The sequence below is a fragment of the Candidatus Ruminimicrobiellum ovillum genome, from assembly GCF_002392975.1.
In the GTDB taxonomy this organism is placed as follows: domain Bacteria; phylum Elusimicrobiota; class Endomicrobiia; order Endomicrobiales; family Endomicrobiaceae; genus Ruminimicrobiellum; species Ruminimicrobiellum ovillum.
In genome coordinates, this window is sequence record NZ_DGIC01000008.1 from 1 (window position 1) to 22350 (window position 22350).

24 protein-coding genes, 2 tRNA genes and 1 pseudogene are annotated in these 22350 nt (G+C 31.7%); 17 read left to right on the forward strand and 10 right to left on the reverse strand.

What is annotated here, in order from left to right; all coding sequences use genetic code 11:
• From tuf to B2Y85_RS02575, 17 genes and pseudogenes are all read left to right on the forward strand, one after another.
• A pseudogene (gene tuf / locus B2Y85_RS02495) lies at positions 1 to 326 on the forward strand (elongation factor Tu); the annotation flags it as partial.
• Positions 327 to 358: 32 nt separating this feature from the next.
• Positions 359 to 511 carry a 50S ribosomal protein L33 gene (gene rpmG / locus B2Y85_RS02500; RefSeq protein WP_372518900.1) on the forward strand — a complete coding sequence of 51 codons (153 nt, stop codon included), beginning with the start codon at positions 359 to 361 and terminating at the stop codon, positions 509 to 511.
• Between the two features lie 12 nt (positions 512 to 523).
• Positions 524 to 594: transfer RNA gene (locus tag B2Y85_RS02505), tRNA-Trp, on the forward strand.
• Positions 595 to 639: 45 nt separating this feature from the next.
• Positions 640 to 828: a preprotein translocase subunit SecE gene (secE, locus tag B2Y85_RS02510; RefSeq protein ID WP_372518901.1), complete on the forward strand. Its 189-nt coding sequence runs from the start codon at positions 640 to 642 to the stop codon at positions 826 to 828.
• A gap of 3 nt (positions 829 to 831) precedes the next feature.
• The gene (nusG, locus tag B2Y85_RS02515) at positions 832 to 1362 is read left to right on the forward strand and encodes a transcription termination/antitermination protein NusG (protein WP_372518902.1); all 531 of its coding nucleotides are present in this window, start codon (positions 832 to 834) and stop codon (positions 1360 to 1362) included.
• A gap of 102 nt (positions 1363 to 1464) precedes the next feature.
• Positions 1465 to 1899: a 50S ribosomal protein L11 gene (gene rplK / locus B2Y85_RS02520; protein ID WP_372518903.1), complete on the forward strand. Its 435-nt coding sequence runs from the start codon at positions 1465 to 1467 to the stop codon at positions 1897 to 1899.
• Between the two features lie 73 nt (positions 1900 to 1972).
• Positions 1973 to 2656 (forward strand): 50S ribosomal protein L1, encoded by a 684-nt coding sequence (gene rplA, locus B2Y85_RS02525; RefSeq protein WP_372518904.1) that lies wholly within the window; start codon positions 1973 to 1975, stop codon positions 2654 to 2656.
• 102 nt (positions 2657 to 2758) lie between these two features.
• Entirely contained in the window at positions 2759 to 3688 is a 930-nt protein-coding gene (gene argF / locus B2Y85_RS02530; protein WP_372518905.1) for an ornithine carbamoyltransferase, read from the forward strand.
• A 106-nt stretch (positions 3689 to 3794) separates the two neighbouring features.
• Positions 3795 to 4217 (forward strand): 30S ribosomal protein S6, encoded by a 423-nt coding sequence (gene rpsF, locus B2Y85_RS02535; protein WP_372518906.1) that lies wholly within the window; start codon positions 3795 to 3797, stop codon positions 4215 to 4217.
• Positions 4180 to 4632 carry a single-stranded DNA-binding protein gene (locus tag B2Y85_RS02540; protein ID WP_372518907.1) on the forward strand — a complete coding sequence of 151 codons (453 nt, stop codon included), beginning with the start codon at positions 4180 to 4182 and terminating at the stop codon, positions 4630 to 4632. The genes rpsF and B2Y85_RS02540 overlap by 38 nt, the downstream gene beginning before the upstream one ends.
• 19 nt (positions 4633 to 4651) lie before the next feature.
• Positions 4652 to 4927 (forward strand): 30S ribosomal protein S18, encoded by a 276-nt coding sequence (gene rpsR, locus B2Y85_RS02545; RefSeq protein ID WP_372518908.1) that lies wholly within the window; start codon positions 4652 to 4654, stop codon positions 4925 to 4927.
• A 13-nt stretch (positions 4928 to 4940) separates the two neighbouring features.
• On the forward strand, positions 4941 to 5390 hold the full coding sequence (gene rplI, locus B2Y85_RS02550; RefSeq protein ID WP_372518909.1) for a 50S ribosomal protein L9: 450 nt from the start codon (positions 4941 to 4943) through the stop codon (positions 5388 to 5390).
• A 164-nt stretch (positions 5391 to 5554) separates the two neighbouring features.
• Entirely contained in the window at positions 5555 to 6958 is a 1404-nt protein-coding gene (gene dnaB / locus B2Y85_RS02555) for a replicative DNA helicase (protein WP_372518910.1), read from the forward strand.
• Positions 6955 to 8091 carry an alanine racemase gene (gene alr / locus B2Y85_RS02560; protein ID WP_372518911.1) on the forward strand — a complete coding sequence of 379 codons (1137 nt, stop codon included), beginning with the start codon at positions 6955 to 6957 and terminating at the stop codon, positions 8089 to 8091. The genes dnaB and alr overlap by 4 nt, the downstream gene beginning before the upstream one ends.
• A 7-nt stretch (positions 8092 to 8098) precedes the next feature.
• Positions 8099 to 8893, forward strand: a complete 795-nt coding sequence (locus B2Y85_RS02565) for an MlaE family ABC transporter permease (RefSeq protein ID WP_372518912.1) — start codon at positions 8099 to 8101, stop codon at positions 8891 to 8893.
• Between the two features lie 10 nt (positions 8894 to 8903).
• Positions 8904 to 9776, forward strand: coding sequence for a radical SAM protein (locus B2Y85_RS02570; protein WP_372518913.1), 873 nt, complete (start codon positions 8904 to 8906; stop codon positions 9774 to 9776).
• A complete protein-coding gene (locus B2Y85_RS02575) occupies positions 9712 to 14295 on the forward strand; it encodes a hypothetical protein (protein ID WP_372518914.1) in 4584 nt (1527 codons plus the stop codon). The genes B2Y85_RS02570 and B2Y85_RS02575 overlap by 65 nt, the downstream gene beginning before the upstream one ends.
• A gap of 8 nt (positions 14296 to 14303) precedes the next feature.
• On the opposite strand, the gene B2Y85_RS02580 is transcribed toward B2Y85_RS02575, so the two are convergent.
• The 10 genes from B2Y85_RS02580 to B2Y85_RS02625 form a co-directional block, all read right to left on the reverse strand.
• Positions 14304 to 14376 (reverse strand) — tRNA-Arg (locus tag B2Y85_RS02580).
• 3 nt (positions 14377 to 14379) lie between these two features.
• Positions 14380 to 15414 carry a tetratricopeptide repeat protein gene (locus B2Y85_RS02585; RefSeq protein ID WP_372518915.1) on the reverse strand — a complete coding sequence of 345 codons (1035 nt, stop codon included), beginning with the start codon at positions 15412 to 15414 and terminating at the stop codon, positions 14380 to 14382.
• A complete protein-coding gene (locus tag B2Y85_RS02590; RefSeq protein ID WP_372518916.1) occupies positions 15386 to 16369 on the reverse strand; it encodes a patatin-like phospholipase family protein in 984 nt (327 codons plus the stop codon). The genes B2Y85_RS02585 and B2Y85_RS02590 overlap by 29 nt, the downstream gene beginning before the upstream one ends.
• A 133-nt stretch (positions 16370 to 16502) precedes the next feature.
• Positions 16503 to 17639, reverse strand: a complete 1137-nt coding sequence (locus B2Y85_RS02595; protein ID WP_372518917.1) for a TolC family protein — start codon at positions 17637 to 17639, stop codon at positions 16503 to 16505.
• Positions 17639 to 18973, reverse strand: a complete 1335-nt coding sequence (argH, locus tag B2Y85_RS02600; RefSeq protein ID WP_372518918.1) for an argininosuccinate lyase — start codon at positions 18971 to 18973, stop codon at positions 17639 to 17641. The genes B2Y85_RS02595 and argH overlap by 1 nt, the downstream gene beginning before the upstream one ends.
• A gap of 269 nt (positions 18974 to 19242) precedes the next feature.
• Entirely contained in the window at positions 19243 to 19395 is a 153-nt protein-coding gene (locus B2Y85_RS02605) for a hypothetical protein (RefSeq protein ID WP_372518919.1), read from the reverse strand.
• A gap of 12 nt (positions 19396 to 19407) precedes the next feature.
• Positions 19408 to 19728 carry a hypothetical protein gene (locus B2Y85_RS02610; protein ID WP_372518920.1) on the reverse strand — a complete coding sequence of 107 codons (321 nt, stop codon included), beginning with the start codon at positions 19726 to 19728 and terminating at the stop codon, positions 19408 to 19410.
• 23 nt (positions 19729 to 19751) lie between these two features.
• The gene (locus tag B2Y85_RS02615) at positions 19752 to 20630 is read right to left on the reverse strand and encodes an RCC1 domain-containing protein (RefSeq protein ID WP_372518921.1); all 879 of its coding nucleotides are present in this window, start codon (positions 20628 to 20630) and stop codon (positions 19752 to 19754) included.
• Between the two features lie 14 nt (positions 20631 to 20644).
• Positions 20645 to 21526 carry a tetratricopeptide repeat protein gene (locus B2Y85_RS02620; protein WP_372518922.1) on the reverse strand — a complete coding sequence of 294 codons (882 nt, stop codon included), beginning with the start codon at positions 21524 to 21526 and terminating at the stop codon, positions 20645 to 20647.
• Positions 21527 to 21559: 33 nt separating this feature from the next.
• Positions 21560 to 22021, reverse strand: a complete 462-nt coding sequence (locus tag B2Y85_RS02625) for a hypothetical protein (protein WP_372518923.1) — start codon at positions 22019 to 22021, stop codon at positions 21560 to 21562.
• Between the last annotated feature and the right edge of the window lie 329 nt (positions 22022 to 22350).

Sequence of the window (22350 nt, forward strand, 5' to 3'; positions counted from 1 at the left end):
TAGAAAGAGGACAAGTATTAGCAGCTCCGGGAACAATACACCCACACAAGAAATTCAAAGGTCAAGTATATATATTGAAGAAAGAAGAAGGCGGAAGACATACACCATTCTTTAACGGATACAGACCACAGTTTTATTTTAGAACGACCGATGTAACCGGAGTAGCACATTTACCGGCAGGAACCGAAATGGTAATGCCAGGTGATAACGTAGAAATGGAAGTAGAATTGATAATGCCGGTAGCAATGGATGAACAATTGAGATTTGCAATCAGAGAAGGTGGAAGAACAGTAGGATCAGGCGTTGTTACTAAGATTATTGAATAATTTGCAGTAAATATTTTTGGAGAGTTAGGAAAATGGGAGACAGAGTAATTATAACGATGGCTTGCACCGAATGCAAAAACAGAAATTACTATTTTGCAAGAGGCAAGAAACAAGAAGGAAAATTAGAAGTAAAAAAATATTGTAAGACATGCGGAAAACATGTTTTGCATAAAGAAACGAAGTAGCTTATAAAGCCTGGGGGCATAGGCTAACGGTAAACTTCTGGTCTCCAAAACCAGCTTTGGTGGTTCAAATCCATCTGCCCCCGGTTTTAGTAGAGACTGAAGATTTTATTTTAAGGTGAGACAGTTTTATGGGTAAAGCAATACAATTTTTTAAAGATGCTTATTATGAATTAACAAAAGTTACATGGTTAAGTAAAAAAGAAGTTGTAGCGACGACTGTTGTTGTGATAGTTTTTGTTATAATAATGGCGCTATTTGTTGGCTTGGTAGATATGATTCTTTCTGGCTCATTAGGTATAATATTAAATTTGAGGTAAGAAATGGCTAAACAATGGTATGTCGTTCACACATATTCGGGACATGAAGATAAAGTAAAAAACAGTATCGAGAGAACAGTTGAAAATCTCGGTATGCAAAACTTTATTTCTCAAGTTCTTGTTCCTACGGAAGAAGTTGTTTCCGTTAAGAATAATAAGAAAAAAATAAGAAAGAAAAAATTTTACCCGGGATATGTTTTCATCGAAATGATAATAAACAATGAAACATATTGGTTGGTTAGAAATACTACGGGAGTAACAGGTTTCTTGGGCGGAGTAAAACCCGCACCTATGGCAGAGTCGGAAGTAGCAAATCTTATAAAAGCCGTTACAAATCCCGAGGATGCAAAACCGAGACCGGCAATTTCATTTGAAAAAGATGAAAATGTAAGAATAACGGAAGGTCCTTTCAACCACTTTATCGGTGTAGTTGAAGAAGTAAACCAAGAAAAAGGCAAGTTGAAAGTTATGGTTACGATATTCGGAAGACCTACTCCTGTTGAATTGGATTTCTTACAAGTAGAAAAAGTTTAATAAACGAATGCTGTATGTTACGGCAGCACGGTTAAAATAAAGTAAAAAATTATATTTTCAATGCTCAAGAAAATATAGTTGCAGTTTTAAGGGAGATTTAAAATGCCACCAAAGAAAGTAAAAACACAAATTAAATTACAAATACCTGCAGGCGCAGCAAATCCTGCACCACCGGTTGGTCCTGCATTAGGTCAACAGGGTGTAAATATAATGGATTTTTGTAAACAGTTCAATGAAAGAACAAAAAAAATGGAACAAGGTATGGCAACACCTGTTGTTATTACCGTATATGAAGACAGATCATTTACATTCATAACAAAGATGCCTCCGGTTCCTGCATTAATAAAGAAAGCTGCAAAAGTTGCAAAAGCTTCCGGAGTTCCTAATAAAACTAAAGTTGGTTCTATTACAAAAGCTCAAGTTGAAGAAATTGCAAAACAAAAAATGCCTGACTTAAATGCTATCGATTTGGAAGGTGCAAAATTGATGATTGAAGGTACGGCAAGAAGTATGGGAATTGAAGTAAAACAGAAATAAAAATTGCTTAAGGCAATTGAAATAAAAGTGGGAGCTGTTATTAAAACGGCGAAAGAACCACAGGAGAATTAAAATGGCAAAAAGATTGAAAGAATTATCAAAATTAGTAGACGCAAACAAACTTTATTCTGTTGAAGAAGCAGCAGATTTAGTAAAACAAACAGCAAAAGCAAAATTTGACGAATCGGTAGAAGTTCATATTCGTTTGGGAATAGATCCTAAACAGAGTGATCAAATAGTCAGAGGAACAGTTTTGTTACCTAACGGTATCGGTAAAACAAGAACGGTTTTTGTTGTAGCTAAAGGCGAAAAACAAACCGAAGCTGAAAAAGCCGGTGCAGATAAAGTAGGTTCAACAGACTTAATAGAAGATATCGCAAAAGGTGACTTAAATTTTGACGTTTTGGTTGCAACACCCGATTGTATGAAAGATTTAAGTAAAGTTGCAAAAATATTAGGTCCTAAAGGTTTGATGCCAAACCCGAAATCCGGAACAGTTACATTTGATATCGGTAAAACAGTTCAAGAATTGAAAAAAGGTAAAGTTGCTTATAAAAACGATTCTTTCGGAATAGTTCATTGTTCCGTAGGTAAAGCTTCTTTCGAAAAAGATAAATTGGTAGAAAACATAAAGACTTTGGTAAGTGCTGTTTTGAAAGCAAAACCTTCGGCAGCAAAAGGTCAATATGTTAAGAGTATTTCGGTTTCTTCAACAATGGGTCCCGGAATATATATAGATCAAAACTCAAAGATGTAGTTTTTATAAAATTTAAAATTATAAAAACAAGAAGACATCAAAATTCGTCTTCTTGTTTTTATGTTTTAAAAGAAAAGCAGTAAAAAAGTAAGAGTGTGTATTATGAAAAATTTAAAACATATATTATCGATATACGATTTAACCTCAAAAGAAATTTGGACAATTATCCAATCGGCAATAAAACTAAAAAAACAAAAAAAATCAAAGTTTCAATTGAAAGGTAAAGTTATAGGTCTTATATTTGAAAAGCCTTCTACAAGAACAATGGTTTCTTTTTCCGCGGCAATGTGCCAGGAAGACGGAACACCTTTGAACCTTGATGTAAAAAAATTGCAAACCACAAGAGGCGAATCCGTTTACGATACGGCACATGTTTTATCGAGATATTTGGATGCAATAGTTATAAGAGCATTTAAACACAGTTATTTGGAAGAGTTTGCAAAATATTCTTCTGTACCTGTTATAAACGCTTTAACCGATGCGGAACATCCGTTACAAATATTAGCAGACTTAATGACGATAATAGAAAAGTATAAAATAAAAAGTTTGAAAGAATTACAAAAACTAAAAATTTCTTTTGTCGGCGATGCAAACAATGTTGCGAATTCATGGCTTGCGGTTTCAGCTGTTTTAGGACTTAACTTTTTATTGTTGGGGCCTAAAAAATATGCACCGAAAAAAGAGTTGTTGGAAAAAGCGTTAAAGATTGGTGAAACAACAAAAGCTAATATAAAGATAAGCAGTGATGTAGAAGATATAAAAGGTTCGGATGTTATTTATACCGACGTATGGATTTCGATGGGTGAAGAAAAAGAATCCGTTGAAAGACATAAAGCTTTTGTGAAGTATCAAGTAAACGATAAGTTGCTTGCAAAAGCAAATAAAAATTGTATAGTGTTGCATTGTCTTCCCGCGGTAAGAGGCGAAGAAATAACCGCGGAAGTTATGGCTAAACAGGAAGATAATATTTTTGAAGAAGCGGAAAACAGATTACATATTCATAAAGCCGCTATAATTTATTTAATAAAATAGTTTGAAAAAAGTATTAAAAAAATATATACTTATAAATCAAACTTTGCTCCGTAAGGGGCTAAGCTGTTACTAAAGTAACAGAAATCCAAAAAGGGGGGTAGTATCAATGAGTTACGAATGTACTTTCATTTGTTCTCCGGAACTCGATTCTACAAAAGTAGAAGAAATGGTTGCAAAAGTTTCAAAAATAATTGAAACTTCCGGCGGAACAATCAAAAATCTTCAGCAGTTGGGAAAGAAAAAACTCGCTTACAACATCAAGAAATTTCGTGAAGGAAATTATGTTTATGTTGATTTCGAATCTAACGGTTCTGTAGTTCTTTCTTTGGAAAACTTTTTTAAGGTTAACGATGATGTTATCAGATTTTTAACGGTAAAAGTTGAACCTAAGAAAAAAGTTGTAAAAAAAACTAAAGCTGTTGAAAAAAAACAGGAAACTGTAGCAGCAACGGAAGCTCCCGTTGAAGAAAAGAAAGAAGAGGAAACAGTAAATGCAGAATCAAATATATCAGATACCACAACAAAATAGTGTTATTTTGGTAGGTAGATTAACAAGAGATCCTGAATTAAAAAGGACAACCACTTCAAAATCCGTTTGCAGATTTGATATAGCAATGAGTTCCAGAATAAAAGATCAGGTAACGGGTGAATGGAGAGATTCCGATCCTACATATGTTCCCATAATCGTATGGGGAGATCAGGCAGACAGATGTAACGACAGATTAAAAAAAGGTATGCCTGTATATGTTGAAGGAAGACTCAGAAGTAACAGTTGGCAAGCCGCAGACGGAACAAAAAGGTCAAGGCTTGAAGTTGTTGCATCAAGAGTTCAATTTTTGGTAAGAATTGATGCATCCGCTCAACAAGCAAAAAATGTTGAGGGAGCAGAAACAGAATATGTTTCCGATAACGATGTTATGGACGATGAAGAAGTTCCGTTTTAAAATTTTGGAGGAATAAAAAATGTCAATAGAGAAAAAAAATACACACCCTGCCGGAACAAAACCAGCCGGTAAATTCAGAAAGGGTGGAATGATGAAAAGAAAAGTTTGCCGTTTTTGTACGGATAAAATAGAAATAGACTATAAAAATGTTAGTCTTTTGAGAACTTTTGTTACAGAAAGCGGAAAAATTCTTTCCGGTAACGTTACAGGTACCTGTGCAAAACATCAGAGAGAATTATGTAAAGCCGTTAAAAGAGCAAGAATGTTAGCTTTGTTACCGTTTTCGGCAAATTAATCGGAGGAAATAAATGAAAGTTATTTTAAGATCAGATATAACAAATGTAGGAAGACAAGGTGAAATAAAAGAAGTTGCAGCAGGTTTTGCAAGAAACTATTTGTTACCTAAAAAACTTGTTATGGAAGCAACTCCTCAAAACTTAAAAATTTGGGAAAGAGAAAAAACAAGACTTGAAAAAGTCAGAGAAGAAATTATTGCTAATGCTAAAGCTGTTGCGGAAAAAATCGAAAAAGCCGAATTTTCAGTTAAAGTTAAACTCGGTGAAAACGGTAAGATTTTCGGTTCTATAACAACCGCACATTTGGCAAAATTGTTTGCAGAACAAGATTTCCAAATAAACAAACACGATATATTGTTACCTGCACCTATAAAAGAAGTAGGTAAAGTAACGGTAAATGTAAGATTACATCCTGAAGTTATTGCTAAAGTTAATGTTGATGTAATTGAAGAAAAGAAATAATAAAAATTCAATTTTTATTAATATAAAACGGAAAGATTTTTATATCTTTCCGTTTTTTTATTTTTTCTTGATTTTTTGTTAATTATTGACTATAATTTTTGTCTACACAAAAATATCAAAATTCGTAGTTTCCGACTATGATATAGTAGCAAGGAGAAGTTTTAATGCCAAAAGATTTAGATAGAAAAACTCCACCGCAATCGATAGATGCGGAAATGGCTTTATTGGGTGCAATGCTTATAGAAAAAGATGCGATAATAAAGGCAATGGAGTTAGTTAAGGAAGAAGATTTCTATAAAGAAGTACATAAACTTATTTTTGGTGCGATAAGAGAATTAAGTGACAGAGAAGTTGCCGAACCGGTTACCGTATCAAACCGTTTAAAAACAAATAAACTTTTTAATGATGCCGGCGGAATAAAATATTTGTTCAGTTTAATTGATGCCGCGCAGACTGCGGCTAATGTTGAATATTACGCAAATATCGTAAAAGATAAATCTATTTTAAGACAAATAATTACAGTAGGTTCCAATATGGTTACCGATGCTTTTTCGGAAGATTCACCTTCGGAAACGATTTTGGATGATGCTCAAACTGTGTTATTTAATATATCAAAACAAAACAGTTCCAACGATTTTTTTACACCGGAAGATTTGGTTCCTTCCGTTGTTTCCAAACTTGAAAATTTGTTTAAAGACAGAAACGATGTTCCCGGCCTTAGAACAGGATTTTCGGATCTTGATAAAATGACAGCTGGACTTCAACCTTCCGAACTTATAATTGTTGCCGGAAGACCTTCTATGGGTAAAACCGCATTTGCATTAAATATTGCCGAAAATGTTGCCGTAAATTCCAAAGAACCTCATTCTGTAGCAGTGTTTTCTTTGGAAATGTCTAAAGAATCTCTAATGATGAGATTCTTGGCTTCCGTTGCGCAAGTAAGCGGACAGGATTTAAGAAAAGGAAAATTTAAAAGTTCCGATTGGCCTAAACTTACTACGGCAATAGCTAAAATAGGTAAAGCACCGCTTTATATTTGTGATGCGGATATGAGTTCAATAGAAATAAGAGCAACGGCAAAAAAACTTGCCACAAAACTTGAGAAACAAGGTAAACCGTTATCGTTAATAATAATAGATTATTTACAGCTTATCAGAGGAACCGGTAACGGAAAAAAATATGAATCAAAACAAATAGAAACGGCTGAAATTTCAAGATCGTTAAAAGCGTTAGCTAAAGATTTGAAAGTTCCCGTAATTGCTCTTTCTCAGTTATCCAGACAAACCGAGCAAAGAGGAAAGGATAAAAGACCTATGCTTTCGGATTTAAGAGATTCCGGAGCAATCGAACAAGATGCCGATGTTGTAGCATTTGTTCACAGAGAAGGTTATTATAAGAGTAAAGAAAAATCTCAAGATATGGATCCTGCAACACAAGATGATAAGACAGCAGAAATTATTATTTCAAAACAAAGAAACGGTCCGGTAGGAACGGTAGAATTGCTTTTTGAAGGAGAATATACAAAATTTTTTAATAAAGCACTAGCTTCTATGGAGGAAAGTCAATGAAGGAACAACCATCATCATCTTTTTTCAGACCAACATGGGTAGAAATAGATAAGAGTGATTTCTTGTTTAATTTAAAGAAGATAAAAGAGTATTTAAAAAAAGATACAAAGGTTCTTGCGGTTATAAAATCCAATGCTTACGGGCATGGCGGAATAGAACTTGCAAAAGAAGCCGTAAAGGCCGGGATATATGGTATAGGCGTTTCTTCAATTGAAGAAGGTATTTCTTTTAGAAAAGCAGGTATTAAAGCAAAAATTTTAGTGTTCGGCAGCGGATATCCGCTGGAATATTTGTCTGTAGCGACATTTTGGGATTTAATACCTACAATATCAAGTTTGCAGGGATTACATGAATTATCAAACCTTGCAAAAAAATTTCAAAAAAAATTAGAGTTTCATTTAAAAGTTGATACGGGTATGGGAAGAGTCGGTGTTATTGCCGGTGAAAATACAAATGTTATATTGCAGAAAATAGCTAATATGCCGGAAATAAAAATGTCCGGAATGTATACTCATTTTGCCGTTGCCGATACAAACCCGACATATACCGAAAATCAGTTGAAAAAGTTTAATGAAGTTATAAAATATGCAAAAAGTTTAGGACTGAAATTTATTGCACATGCGGCAAACACCGCAGCATTGCTCAGCAGTAAAAAAACTCATCTTGATATGGTTAGACCGGGAATAGGTTTGTACGGACTTTCTCCGTTTGAACATAATGTACAAAAACTTAAATTGAAACCTGTTTTAACATGGAAAACAAAAATCATCTATTTGAAAAAAGTTCCTTCGGGATTTTGTGTAAGTTACGGCAGAACATTTGTTACAAACAAAAATTCCGTTATAGCAACGGTTCCCGTTGGTTATGCCGACGGTTACAGCAGAGTATTATCCAACAAAGCCGATGTTTTGGTTAGAGGCAAAAAATGTCCCGTTGCGGGAAGAATAACGATGGATATGATGATGATAGATGTTACCGATGTTAAAGGTGTAAGTATAGGTGATGAAGTCGTGTTGCTGGGAACACAAGGTAAAGAAACAATAAAAGCCGAAGAATTGGCGAAATTACAAAATACAATAAGTTATGAAGTAACCTGTTCAATATCTCCGAGAGTTCCGAGAATAATAGTTTAACAAAAATATGAAAGAACAAATATTAAAAGTTTCACCATTAAGAAAATTAAAAGATAATATAAAAGGGCTTGGTATTGCTTCTCAATTAGTGATTGATACTTTTATCTGTATAATAAAAGGTCAAATAAATGTCAAGAATACAATAATTCAGATGGTGGAAGTGGGATATATGTCGTTTCCTATCGTGCTTCTGACATCTTTTTTCGTCGGTATGGTGCTGGCGTTGCAGGTAGGTTCTGCTACGGCTAACCTATTTAATGAACCGGTTTATATCGGTATGATTACCGGTTATTCTTTGGTTAAAGAATTAGGACCGGTATTAACTTCTGTGGTTATTACAGGCAGAATAGGGGCGGCAATAACGGCGGAAATAGGAACAATGAAAGTTACCGAACAAATTGATGCTCTTTATACTTTAGGAACAAATCCTGTAAGATATTTAGCCGTTCCGAGATTTATTGCTTGTATATTAATGTTGCCTTTACTTGTGGCAATATCAAATATCGTGGGTATTTACGGCGGTTTGTTAGTATCATCTTTAACTTGGGATATTCCTTCAACCGTTTATATCGGCGATATTTTGGATGTTATGACCGTTCAAACATTTTTACACGGCTTCATAAAATCTTTCTTTTTTGCCGGTATTCTCGTTACCGTGGCATGTCATAAAGGATTTCAATGTTCCGGCGGTGCCGAAGGTGTAGGTAAAGCAACAACAAGTTCGGTTATGGTTACTATGGTTTTAATGTTGATTTCAGATTATTTCTTAACAGATTTATTAACTTCTCTTAAAATCTCATAATAACAAAACAATGAATAATAATATAAAAAAACTTTATCAGTTAATGGAAAAATGTTCTTTGTGCCCGAGAAATTGCGGAGTAAACAGACTAAAAGGTGAAATCGGTGCATGCAGAACCGGCAAAGATTTTAAAGTTGCGAGTATAAACTTACATTATGGAGAAGAGCCTCCTGTTTCCGGGGAAAAAGGTTCCGGAACAATTTTTTTTACAAACTGTAATTTAGCATGTGTATTTTGCCAAAATTATCCGATAAGTCAGCTCGGTAACGGAAATTCTATCTCAACGGAACAACTTGCCGATAAAATGGTAGATTTACAAAATAAAGGTGCTAACAATATAAATTTGGTTACACCTACACATGTTTATCCTATGGTTGCAGAAACAATTTTTATAGCAAAACAAAAAGGATTAAAAATTCCGATACTTTCAAATTGCGGCGGATATGAAAGCAAAGAAGTTTTGGAACTTATGGAACCTTTTATAGATATATATATGCCCGACATGAAATATTCTTCAAACGAGAATGCAAAAAAATATTCTAAAATTAATAATTATGTGGAAAACAACAGAATTGCAATTAAAGAAATGTACAGGCAAAAAGGAATTTTAAAATTTGATGATAACGGCTTAGCAACCGAAGGTATTTTAATAAGACATCTTGTTTTGCCGAACAATATTGCAGGTTCAAAAGAAACATTTGAATTTGTAGCAAACGAAATATCAACAGATACTTATATGAGCGTTATGGCACAATATCATACTGCAAATATATCACATACAATCGAAGAACTCAACAGAAAAGTCACTCAGGAAGAATATGATAAAGTTTTGGAAGATTTTGATAATGCCGGACTATACAACGGTTGGTTGCAGGAATTGTAAAAAAATATTTGATTTTTCAATAAATTGTACTATACTTATTACTATGAACACCGTATCTAAAAAATTTTTTTCTTTATTAATTTCAACACTACTGGTTTTAGGTAGTGTTGTTCCGTCTTTTTCGTCTATAGAAAAAAACGGGAATGCTTTTGGAAATGTGTTGGATAAGAAAATTTTAAGTTCTTTTAAAGTAACCGATTCTTATAAAGCAGGGAGCAAAAATTTTGTTGTATGGATACAAGATTTACATAACGATTTTGTAACTCAGGAAAAAATATATAATGTATTGGAAAATTTATCGAATAAATCTTATTTTGAAATTTACGGAGAAGGTGTTGTAGATAATTCGTTAGACGTTTCAATTTTAGATTCTATTCCCAATGAAAAAATAAGAAAAGAAACAATCGATAATTTATTTAAGTCTTCGGTTTTAAGTGCTTGTGAATATTTTGTTTTGACGGACAAAAAAAATCATGTTAACGGAATTGAAAATAAAAAAGAATATTTAGAAAATTTGTCGATACTCGATAAAATCGATAACAGTAAAACATTCAACAATTATATCGCAGATAACATAATAAAACAAATAGATAATTTGAAACAACAAAATGTTGTTGAAAGAGTATTGTCTTTACAAATAGCGAAATTGAACGACTTAGATGTTCCCAATCAGTTTCCTAATCTGCAAAAATATCAAACCGTTTCAAAAAAATTGTCGGAAATAGATACAAAAAAATTAAATTCACAATTTAAATCTTTTACAAAACAGGCTAAGGATAATTTTGATTTATATAATATGTTAAAGACGAAATCCGATTACGGATATGCACAAATATACGATTATATAAATGCAAAAATGCCGGAAATGTCTAAGAATAATAAAGAATTTATGAATTACCTTCAAGCAAATAAAATACTTTCCGAAATCAATTCTGTAAATTTGTTATATGAAAACGAATCTTTTGTAAAACAATTGTTGGACAACGAGTCTTTAGATCAAAGAGAAAGAGAGTTGATAGATTTGGGTAATTTTGCCAAAGATCTCAAAGATTTAATAAACGCAAGCATTTTACCGTCACATTATTTATCGTTAAAAGAAAATAAAAGATATTTTTCAACTTTGTTGAAAAAATATTTGTCTAAAGATTTGTTGGTGTTTGCGTTACATTTGTTAAATAACGATGATTTCTTTAAATTTTTTGATACGAATATAAACAGAAATGAAATTTTCGTTGAAAAATTGCAAAAGAAAGATTCTAATAAGATAGTTGTTGCGGGCGGTTTTCATTCCGATATAACAAAGAAACTGAGAGAGTTGAATATATCGTATATGGTTTTGACTCCGAACATAAACATAGCGAATGCTTTTAATAATTTGTTCTCAACTACATTAAAATACGGAACAGATGAACAGATTGCTAAAAACCTTATGTCTATAATATCATCATGGAAAATATTCTTTACGAATTCACAAGATTTTCAAAACGAGATAAACAAATGGATAGAAAACAGCGAGGAGTTAAAAAACAAGTTGCTTGTAACAATAGATTCAAAAGAAAATATAATGTCCGTATCTTACGGAAATGTTACCATTTCGCAAACATTTATTGCAGATAAGACCGTCGGCGAAGAAACTATCCTTTCAAAAAAACAGCAAACAATAGTAACAGATGACATACTTAAAGTTGCAAAACAACATTATTTATTCGGACAAGATGTGGAAGTTAAAATTTCCGATGATGACAGTTTGTTGGATAATATGATTGCGATGAATTTTGAAATAATAGATGAAAAACCGGTTGTTTTCGTTAACAGAAAATTTCTTAGCGCATTATATACAAATCCGTATTTAATACAGCCTTCCGTAAAATTATTTTATTACTTATCATCGGAAATTGCTGATACGGATTCTTTCATATCTTTTGTAAGTAACAATTATGAAGATTTACAGGAAATATACAATGTAACAAGAAATTTAAAAGATATAAAGCCATCGTTGTCGTTTACAATTAAATCAAATTTAAAACGAGCAATAAACACATTAAAAGCAAGCGTTAATAACTATAGAAAAGCGGAAAATATAAGAGAACTCGGTGAAGACGAACTTAGAACCGAAGATGAAAGGAATATGGCTCAAGCTTTGAAACAGGCGACAATTGCAAGACAAACGAGAGGTTTTTTAACATCTTTCGTTCAGCCGCCCATAGGAGCTTTTTTGGTAAATGCCGAAGGAATTACCGGAAGAAACTATAATAACACAAACAGTGTTCTTCATGCCGAAACATTAACATTTATAGACTTTTTAAAAAATTATATACAGGAATACGAAAAAACTCTTTCCGGGGAACTTACGGAAAAAGGTGAATTCTTAACGGAACTTTTGGAACTTGCAAGAATTAACGGTGAAAATATAAATAATAAAATTTTTCAAAACAGACCTGCTCTGTTAGAAAATTTAGGTATACAAATCGATTATTCTCAAAAAAGAGATATAGATATGGTGTTTACGGAATCAAATGCCGTATTGAAGTTTGTAAGTATGCAGTTAGGAAATCCTCTTGCAAGTGCTACATTGTATTGTACATTGGCACCTTGCAACAAATGTTCCAAAACTATGGCGGCATTGGGGATAGATAAACTTGTTTACGGCTCATATTCGGTTAATAAGAGTCATAAGAGTATAAATACCGTGCTTAATGCCGGTATAAAAGTTGTTGACGGAATATTGTTAAAACAATGTGATGAAAGAATAGTAAATTATCGTTTTATGAACTTATCCATGTTTAGAACAAAAATAGCTTCCGGTATACAATCTGTCAGAAGATTTTTCTCTAATTTTTATAGAAAAACCGATAAAATGCTTAACTATTTAATAGCAAATATATCTTTTTCCGAAACAAAAATTTTAGATTTAAAGTATGCATTTTTAGAGTTACAACAGAAGATAGATTGGAACGATTTACAGACAAATCCCGAAGCATTGGATAAACTTATCGATACTTTAAAACAGTTGGATGCTTATGAAGATGTAGTTAAAAGAGCAAGCATAATATATGTAATAAAAAACAAATGTTATATTAAGATAGAAAACGGAAACATTGTTTTTTATAATAAAGAAAATAAGAAAATGGATTTTTATATTAATGTTGCCGGAAAATTTGTAATGTCAAAAAATTATTCATATAAAATGGGCAAACTTGCAAAAGTTATGAATTTTGCCGATATTGACGATAACTTAGCATTAAGGAACACTCCTTTCGGTAGAGATATGCAAGCTGTTTTTTCAACATTAACCTTGTATGGAATAGGACAACCTATACCGATAACGGGAAACACTTTGAAATTAACAGAAAAAAGATTAAATCCTTTAGGAATACAAATAATGGATTTATTGCCGGAAATATATGTGGAAAATGCGGCTATGCAGTTTACGGTTAAAGATGGAATTTACACGAATAATCAATCTTATATGACGGATATAGCAAAATCCGTATTGGAACCGGAAGTTATGGATTATTTAAAAAATCTTTTCGGCAATTTGCAGCAGGAATGGTACGATAATTTTGTACTTTTTATAGAACAAACAAAACAATTAAGAAAACAATCTGATGCAACTTATGAAGATTTTATGAATACTTTGTTAAAACAAAGACCGGATTTTAAGGAGATTGATTCCGTTGCAAAAGTTTGGGGCAGCTTAACAAGGCACCAAGCTCAAGTTGAACTAAACAGAATTTATCAAACGGCAATACAAAAAGGAACAGATATAGAAAGATTTAAGGAAGTAATGAAAACGATGTCTTTACTTGAAATTGCAAGGCTGTATTTTTCTAAAGATGAAAACGACCAAAAAGAATCGGTAGGAATAAGACAAGCCATCGAAGCTGTTGAAAGCGGGGAAGATCTTAATACAAATGTTGAAAGTTTGGTAAGATGCGTTGTTACCGCTTTTAGACCTACACTTGTGAGAGAACAGGTTGCCAAATATTATAAACAAATAATACAGAAAAAATATCCCGATCTTGAAATTATATCTACAGGGCAAACAACCATCAGTGTTTATAAAAAAGGTATAAACAAATATATTCCTTTAAGGCAGGCATTAAATAGCGGAGTATTGGCAAGTGATGTTATTTATACCGGAGACGAATTTAATATAGGCGGGGTAGATTATCCTATATATATTTTGCAACAAGAAAAAGGTAATCAAGATATGGTTGTTATAAGTACAAACGGAAAACCGTTTGAAGGAACTTTTATTTCGCTAAGCCAACTTGAAGGTTTTGACAAAACTATGACAGTCGACGGAAATATCAAGAGAAATATTTCCGTTCAAAGAATGATTTTATCCATAATTGAAGAAAATATAGATGCGATTGCTACGGATTCCGAATATGAACCCGCACAAGTTGCGCAGGAACTAAAATCAAGAATATTCAGTAGAAATGTTTTGGATTTTGAAGCGGAAATGAGACAATCCGAAATACCGAGCATATCCGATATGCTTAAAGCCGGTTAAAAAATGTGTATGCCTATCCGGAGTTGAACCGGAATAATCAGTTCCGGAAACTGATGCTCTATCCGATTGAGCTATAGGCATATTTTATAGTGTTTTTTCGAAAGCTATTACTCTGCCGATAATCTTTTTTATATAATCCAAAGATGTATAGTTATATAGCTTTCTCAATTCGATTAACACTCTTTCTTGGTCATGATATATATTATGGTATGATTCTATCAATAACATATCTACAACTTCATTATCTTCTTCATTTCTCGATTTAAAATATAGTAATAAGTCTTTTGCTTCATTAAATTTGCCGGAAAGCAAATACATTTGTGCCAAATTACAATAAATTTCAAGGTCGGTATCTTTTTGGTAAACAAAAGGCATTAATGTCTTTATTGCTTTATCATACTCTTTCTTACTTCTATAAATATCTACGAGCAAAAGAGAAGACTTTTTATTTTTTTTCTTAATATTTTCTAAAATTGCTTGAGCCTGTTCTCTCCTGCCTATTTCTTTAGCAGATATTGCCATGTTTATATAGTCATCTATGGATAACTCTTTGTTATCGTGAACGGCTTCTCTTTCTGCTTGTTCGAAATAATTTAACGATGCTGTATAATTTTCCTGGAAATTATAAATGTTTCCCAAGTTTGTTAATGCTTCAAGATTATCGTCATCTATTTCTAAACATTCTTTAAATTTTACTATTGCAAGTTCGTTTAAACTGTTATTTATATAAATATTCCCCAACAATAATTTAGTTTCTATTTTTTTGGGATACAAATATTGAGCTTCCCTGCCTACTTCCAAAGCTTTTTCCGCTTTTGACAAAAGCAAATATGATGTCGCTAAGTTATAATAAACATTATATTTTTGTTTTTTAGATAATTGAAAATTTAAAAGTTCGTTACCTATGGTAATTGCACTTTCATAATCTTTGTTATCAATATAATATTGAAAAAGTTTAAAGTTTGCCTTCTTTTCTTGTTTCTTGTTTTTCGCTGATGCCAAAACATCAATTAAAGCTCTTTCTTCCGTTTGATCACAAAAGGAAACTTGTTGGAATATGAAAAAGGATATTAAGAGTAATAATAAAATTTTAATTTTTCTGTAACACATTTTTTTCATAAGTTTTATCTATAATAAGTTGTTTTATTTTTCTTAAATTCTTTTTAGCTGCAATAAATCCTGCATCTATACATTCACCGGCTTTGTCCAATTCTATTGCTGAAATGTCACTTACTTTAGGTGCAATTATAATATCGGACATTGCTAAATTTTCTCTATCGCTTTGTTGTCCTTGTATGTAAATTGTTTGAAACAGTGTAAAGAAAACATTGTCATAGGAATTTTTTGTAATGTCTGCACTTACGGCAACGGTTATTATGATATCGGGATCAAAGAGTTTTGCAACCGATACCGGAATATTTTCCACGAGTCCGCCATCAACTAAAAATCTCTGTCTGTATTCAACCGGTGCAAATAGTCCCGGAATGTTTGCACTTGCTCTTGCAGCAGGTGCTACGGGCCCTTCTTTAAAAATAATTTTTTCACCTGTTTTTATATCTGTTGCTACACATGCAAACGGAATATTGAGCTGAAAAAAATATTTGTCCCCAATTAAATTGTTTATATATTTTTCCATTTTTTCCGTAGATAATAATTTCTCGGAAGTAACCATTGTTATTAAAGAAGGTATACCTAAATTACTGATATTCGCCCATTTAATATCTTCGGCTATTTTTTCTATATCCTCTATTTTCATTCCGGAACAATATAAAGAGCCTATCAAAGCTCCCATACTTGTCCCGACAACCATATCTATAGGAACATTAGCTTCTCTTAATGCTTTTAAAGCTCCTACATGAGCAAAACCTCTTGCTCCGCCGCCGCCTAAAACTAAAATAACTTTAGGCCTTTTTTCTTTAGGAAGGTTTAATGTTTTGTAATACAAGTGGTCTACTAAAAATCCTTCCTGATCAAAACAAAAAGCAGTATTACCAAAAAATAATACCACAATCAAACATATTATAATTTTTATAAATTTAACATTCATAGGTTTATTAATAAAATTTTTATTCAATATACAATTCTACAATTATTAATTAGCAATGAGTAATTAGTAATTTCGGTATTTTTATTTTTAGATTTTTTGCTTCGCAAAAAAAATATCAATTACTAATTTATAATTACTAATTTCTAATTTCTAATTGTTGTTATTGTTTTCCCATTACTTTCCACAATTCCGTTAAACTTTTAATATAGTTGTATCTTATATCCTCTTTTAAGATTTCGTGTTCCACACTTTTAATATTTGACTCTTCAGCTTTTATGAGTTTGGTATACCAAAAGTTATATTCGCTGAAAGCTTTTCTTACTTCCAATTTGATTTTGTCTTCGATTTTTGCTCTTTCTATTGATGCTTGTCTTGCTTGAATTTTTTTCTGTTTCAATCTTGAAAAAAGTGCACCGCCTTCAAATAGAGGTAAGTTAATGTTTAAAGTTACATACCAATCTCTTTCCCAGTTTTCTTCATTATCTCCCAACCAATCATAAGCGGCACCCAACATTATTGTCGGGAGTTTTTCCATCGTTATTAAATTTACTCCGATATTGTCCATGCTTTCCTGATATTGAGTTGTTTTTATTTCAGGTCTGAACTGGTATGCCCATAAAAGGCACTGTTGTAAATTTAAGTCCAAATTTTCGACATCAATAGTACCTTCAATATCAATTACCGTATCCAGTTCCAACCCAATTAAAGACAATAATTCCCATGTTTCAAGTTCGTATTCGTGTTCCAATATATCAAGTTGATTTTGTAAAGTTATGTCTTTCTTTTTAGATAAATAATCTTTATAAATTTTTATTTTTTCTTTTAATGCTATATTTTTATAAAATTGCATCTTTACATTTGCAACAATTTCATTCTTTTTTATTTCAGAATTTGTTTTAGCCTTTTCATAATTTATTTTCGCCAGCTTGTTTGTAGCTACGGTTTTTCCGCCGTTATAAATAGGTTGCCATAATGCTAATTTCGTTGAATAGAAATAATCTCTGCTTCCGTAAGGTAACAAAATTGTTGCAGGTAAATAATGTGAATTTATTAATGTTGAAACATCGTTACTGAATCTTGATAAGTTGAAATTTAAATCCAATTTCGGGAAAAACAAAGATTTAGATTCTCTTACTCTTTGTTCGGCATATGAAACAGTCTCGTTGGCAATCAAAATATCTTGATTGATGTTTAAAGCAAGCCTGGTACACTCATCTAAAGTTAACACTCTTTCAACACCTTGTGCAAATATCGGTGATACTAAAAACAACAACAATAAAATAAAATGTTTTTTCATTACTTTACCCTAACCAATTTTTTTAAATCCGATATTTGTTTCAATATTGATTTTTTCGATGTTCCGCCGTAAGAAGTTTTAGCATTAACAATATTTTTAACATCTATGAATTTATATAAGTCCGACTCAATTTCTTTTGAAAACTTTTTATATTCTTCAATAGAAAGTTTATCCAACGTTTTGTTATTATCTATACAATAATGAACAATTTTTTGAACTATACCGTGTGCCGTTCTGAAAGGAATATTTTTTCTTGCCAAATAGTCTGCAATTTCAGTTGCCTGTAAAAATCCTTTTTCGGTGCTTTTTAAAGTTCTGCCTTTTTTAAATTCGAGTGATGCCATAATATCGGTAATAACTTCCAAACACAATTTTACGGTATCCGTTGCATCAAATACAGGCGGTTTATCTTCCTGCAAATCTCTGTTGTATGCTATAGGAAGTCCTTTCATTATTGTAAGCATTGCCGTTAAATCACCGAACACTCTGCCTGCTTTACCTCTGATAACTTCGGCTGTATCCGGGTTCCTTTTTTGCGGCATAATAGACGAACCTGAAGTAAACATATCATCTATATGTATAAAATTAAATTCCACTGAAGACCAAGTAATAATTTCTTCCGCAAGTTTTGATAAGTGAACGGAAATTAAAGATAAATCAAAAATAAATTCCGCACAGAAATCTCTGTCGCTTACACCGTCCAAAGAATTTTCGCAAGGTCTGAAAAATTCCAACAATTTTGCTGTATAGTTTCTGTCTATTTTAAAAGAAGTTCCAGCAAGTGCGGCACTTCCCAACGGCATAACATTTACTCTTTTTAAACAATCTATAATTCTTTCTTTATCTCTTTGTATCATCCAAGCATAAGCAAGTAAATGATGAGAAGCAATTATAGGTTGTGCGGGTTGTAAGTGAGTATAGCCCGGCATTATAACATCAATATTTTTTTCTGCTTTTTGTACAAGCACTTTTTGAAAAGCATTTAACATGTCGAATATTGTCAAAATTTCTTTTCTTATATAAAGTCTTAAATCGGTAGCTACCTGATCATTTCTGCTTCTTGCCGTATGCATTTTACCGCCGATGGCACCGATTCTTCTTATAAGTTCTTTTTCTATTGCAAAATGGATATCTTCTTCCATAGGAAGAGTCCACCCTTTAGACAAATCTTTAAGTATGGAATTTAATCCTGCAATAATTTTTTTACCGTCGGAAGCAGGTATAATTTTTGTTTTTATTAACATTTGCACATGTGCGATTGAACCTTCAATATCAACTTCCGCCAATCTTTGATCGAAAGAAAATGAACCGATGAATTGTTGAAAATTTTTCATTTTTCCCGTCCTTTATATCGGCTAAAAGCTTTGAGCTGCGACTTTGATTTTTTTAACCTCATGTATTGTAAGACATACACTTAGGTTAGAAAAAATCTTCGTCTCGCTGACAAATCTTTTAGTCTCTAAAATTGCTTCGCAATTTTTTTACCTTTTTAACCTATCTATTTTATAATAATTAAGGTGAAGTGTAAAGGAAAGAAAGGGATAAAAATATAAATTATGGTTTTTAATTTATAATCGAAAAAATTTTATACTTTTATAAGTTTTTAATCATTGCTTGTAAAATTTGAAATCGTATCATTTACAAAAACTTTTATTCTCTCAATTCTGTATGGTTTTGAAAATAACGCATAACATATACAAGCAAAAACAAGTATACCGACAATAGTTAATATAATTTTTTTAGTATTCTTTTTCATTTATTTTTTTCTCTAATAATTTGTAACATCTGTTTTCTTAATTAACTTTCCGCTTTCGTCATAAGTTTTACTTGAGCCGTTAGGCTTTTTTATAGTTGTTTTAGTTTTATTATCTTTTTTATCATATTTTGTAATAGTCGTATTACCGGAAGAATCTTTTACTTTTGAACTCTTTTTCTTACCGTATTTATCGTAGGTATTACTTCTGTTTCCGGTAGTTACTTTATAACTACCGGATTTGTAACGAGCAACAGAATTATTTGAATTTGTTTTTGCAAAACTTAAACCGCTAAACAAAAATATTACTGTTAATGATAATATAAGTTTTTTCATAACAACTATCCTTTTATATTATTTTAATTGTTCAACTCAAAATTTTGAGTATTACATTGGCCTTCCTCATTATCTCCTGTAGCAACTACTTTACCATTTTGTTTTAATCCCACTATATGAAATAAACCTGCAGATATGGCTATTATATTTTTCCAATCTTTAACATCATCAAAGTCATCCAAAAAATTAGTAGCAATAATTACATTTCCATCTTTTTTTAGACCAACCGTGACAATACCACCAGCTGAGATTGCTACTATATTTTCCCAATTACTAACATTGCATTGTCCTTCTTTATTGCGACCAACAGCAACAACAGTTCCGTCTTTTTTTAGACCGACAGTATGTTTAACACCGGCTGAGATTGCTATTATATTTTTCCAATCACTAACATTGCATTGTCCTTCTTCATTGTTACCAACAGCAACAACAGTCCCATTTTTCTTTAAACCTATTGTATGCCTACCACCAGCTGAGATTGCTACTATATTTTCCCAATTACTAACATTGCATTGTCCTTCTTCATTGTTACCAACAGCAACAACAGTCCCATTTTTCTTTAAACCTATTGTATGCCTACCACCAGCTGAGATTGCTATTATATTTTCCCAGTTTTCAACAATATGCATTCCTTCATTTATATTAGAAATTACAGTTCCATCTTTTTTTAATCCTACTGTATGATATACACCTGCCGATACAGCTACTATATTTTTCCAATCACTAACATCGCATTGACCATATTCGTTATTACCCGTAGCAACTACTTCCCCGTTTTCCTTTAGGACTACAGTATATTTGTCACCTGCTGATATTTTATTTCCTGCATACTTGTTAGAACTACTGCAAGAAACAAATAAAATACAAAAAAAAACGACAAAACATGCCAAAACTTTTTTCATAAACTTCTCCTTTTTTATACTAACTTTTTATCAAAGCTATATATCTGTAATCTTTCAAATTGTATATTAAATATATGTTCGCAAGAGATTACTTTTTCCATTTTTGCTGCCATTTTGTTAGCAATATTTGCTCCCATTTGATAAGCATCTGCATCATTATAATACCCATAACCTCTTGATAATCTATACATTGCATTACTGAATTCGGCACTTGTTTCTTGTTCTATTTTATTTAATTCTGCACATATTACTTTACCTATACCTTTATTTATTTTTTTACCGTTTTCAAATGTTGAAGACATACTTTTAATTGTTTTAGCACCAAGTATAGGAACTTTCACTATAAAAGGAACTATTGTCAAATTATCTTTTGATACTTCCTTTGCTTCCTCTCCATATAACAAAATGTTATGAGAATTGTCATCAAAACTTTTGACCGGTTCTCCTATAGCATCAATTACTACCTGTAACATTGTTGTTGTTCCATTCATTATTTTAACTTTATTACTTTTTATTGCATCGACCACACTTTGAGCTTTAATTTTATTTTTGGTTAAATTTATTTCTGCTATTTTTTCTTTTGCTTTCTCTGCGAATTCACTCGTAGAATATTTTTCAATAATATCATTTAAAATTTTTTCACTTTCTTCATAATCTTTATTATTAAATTTATCAGTTGCTCTATTCCAATAAATTTCTGCTGTTTTTTCTTTTGCTTTTTCTGCAAATTCACTCGTAGGATATTTCTCAATTAAGCTATTCAAAATTGTTTCCGCCTCAACATAAGCTTTATTATTTAATTTTTCAATCGCATTATCCCAACACTTTTTCGGGCTATCACAAGCAACTAATAAAATACAAAAAAGCAGCAAACAACATACTAAAATTTTTTTCATAAAAACTCCTTTTTATTATTAAATTTATATTGCTTATAAATCGTTAATCAAATCATCTGCTCCATTTATTTTTATTGTTTTGATTTTTTTGGAAACAGAATAGAAATTGCCTTTGGGTGTTCTTACATAATAAAATGTATCATTAAGAAAGCCCATATCTACTTTATAAATAGTATATTCTCCCTCAACTATTTTTTCTGATTCTGATGATTTCTTCATGTTTGTCGCAACTTCTTCTTTTGAAACAAGTTCACTTTTTCCATAAAGAACTACATAATCAAACAACCAATTTCCGTAATATAAATAAAAATTTCCTTTACTATCTTTATATAAAAAGCAATCATCATCATTAGAGGTAACAAATGTAAATGCGCTGTTTTTTGCATCTTTTTTTATTTCTTTTTTTATTTCAGCACTGGTGGCTGCAAATAATGGCATATTGTATGCACAAAAACATAATAACAATACTATAGCAACAAATAACTTTTTTTTCATAAAGCTCTCCTAATTAAATTTCTACAACATAAGGATATATTACTTATAAACTATTATTTATTACAAACAATAAATTCACCTCCTTTTTAAATCTCATTTTTTGGAATTTCGAAAGGAAAGATTTTTGGTAGGCAAAATAAAAACGGCTGTGTTATTTCGTGGCATTCTAAAGACACAAAATAAACAGCCGTGGTTCAATGCCCTTTGACAGGGCATCAAACACTCGGAAATAAGATATCAAAGTAGCGAGCTTCAATATCTTATTCCTATACGGTCTGTTTTTGGTTTAGAATGCCTTTTGCATAAACAAAAGTCTGTCCTTTCGGACT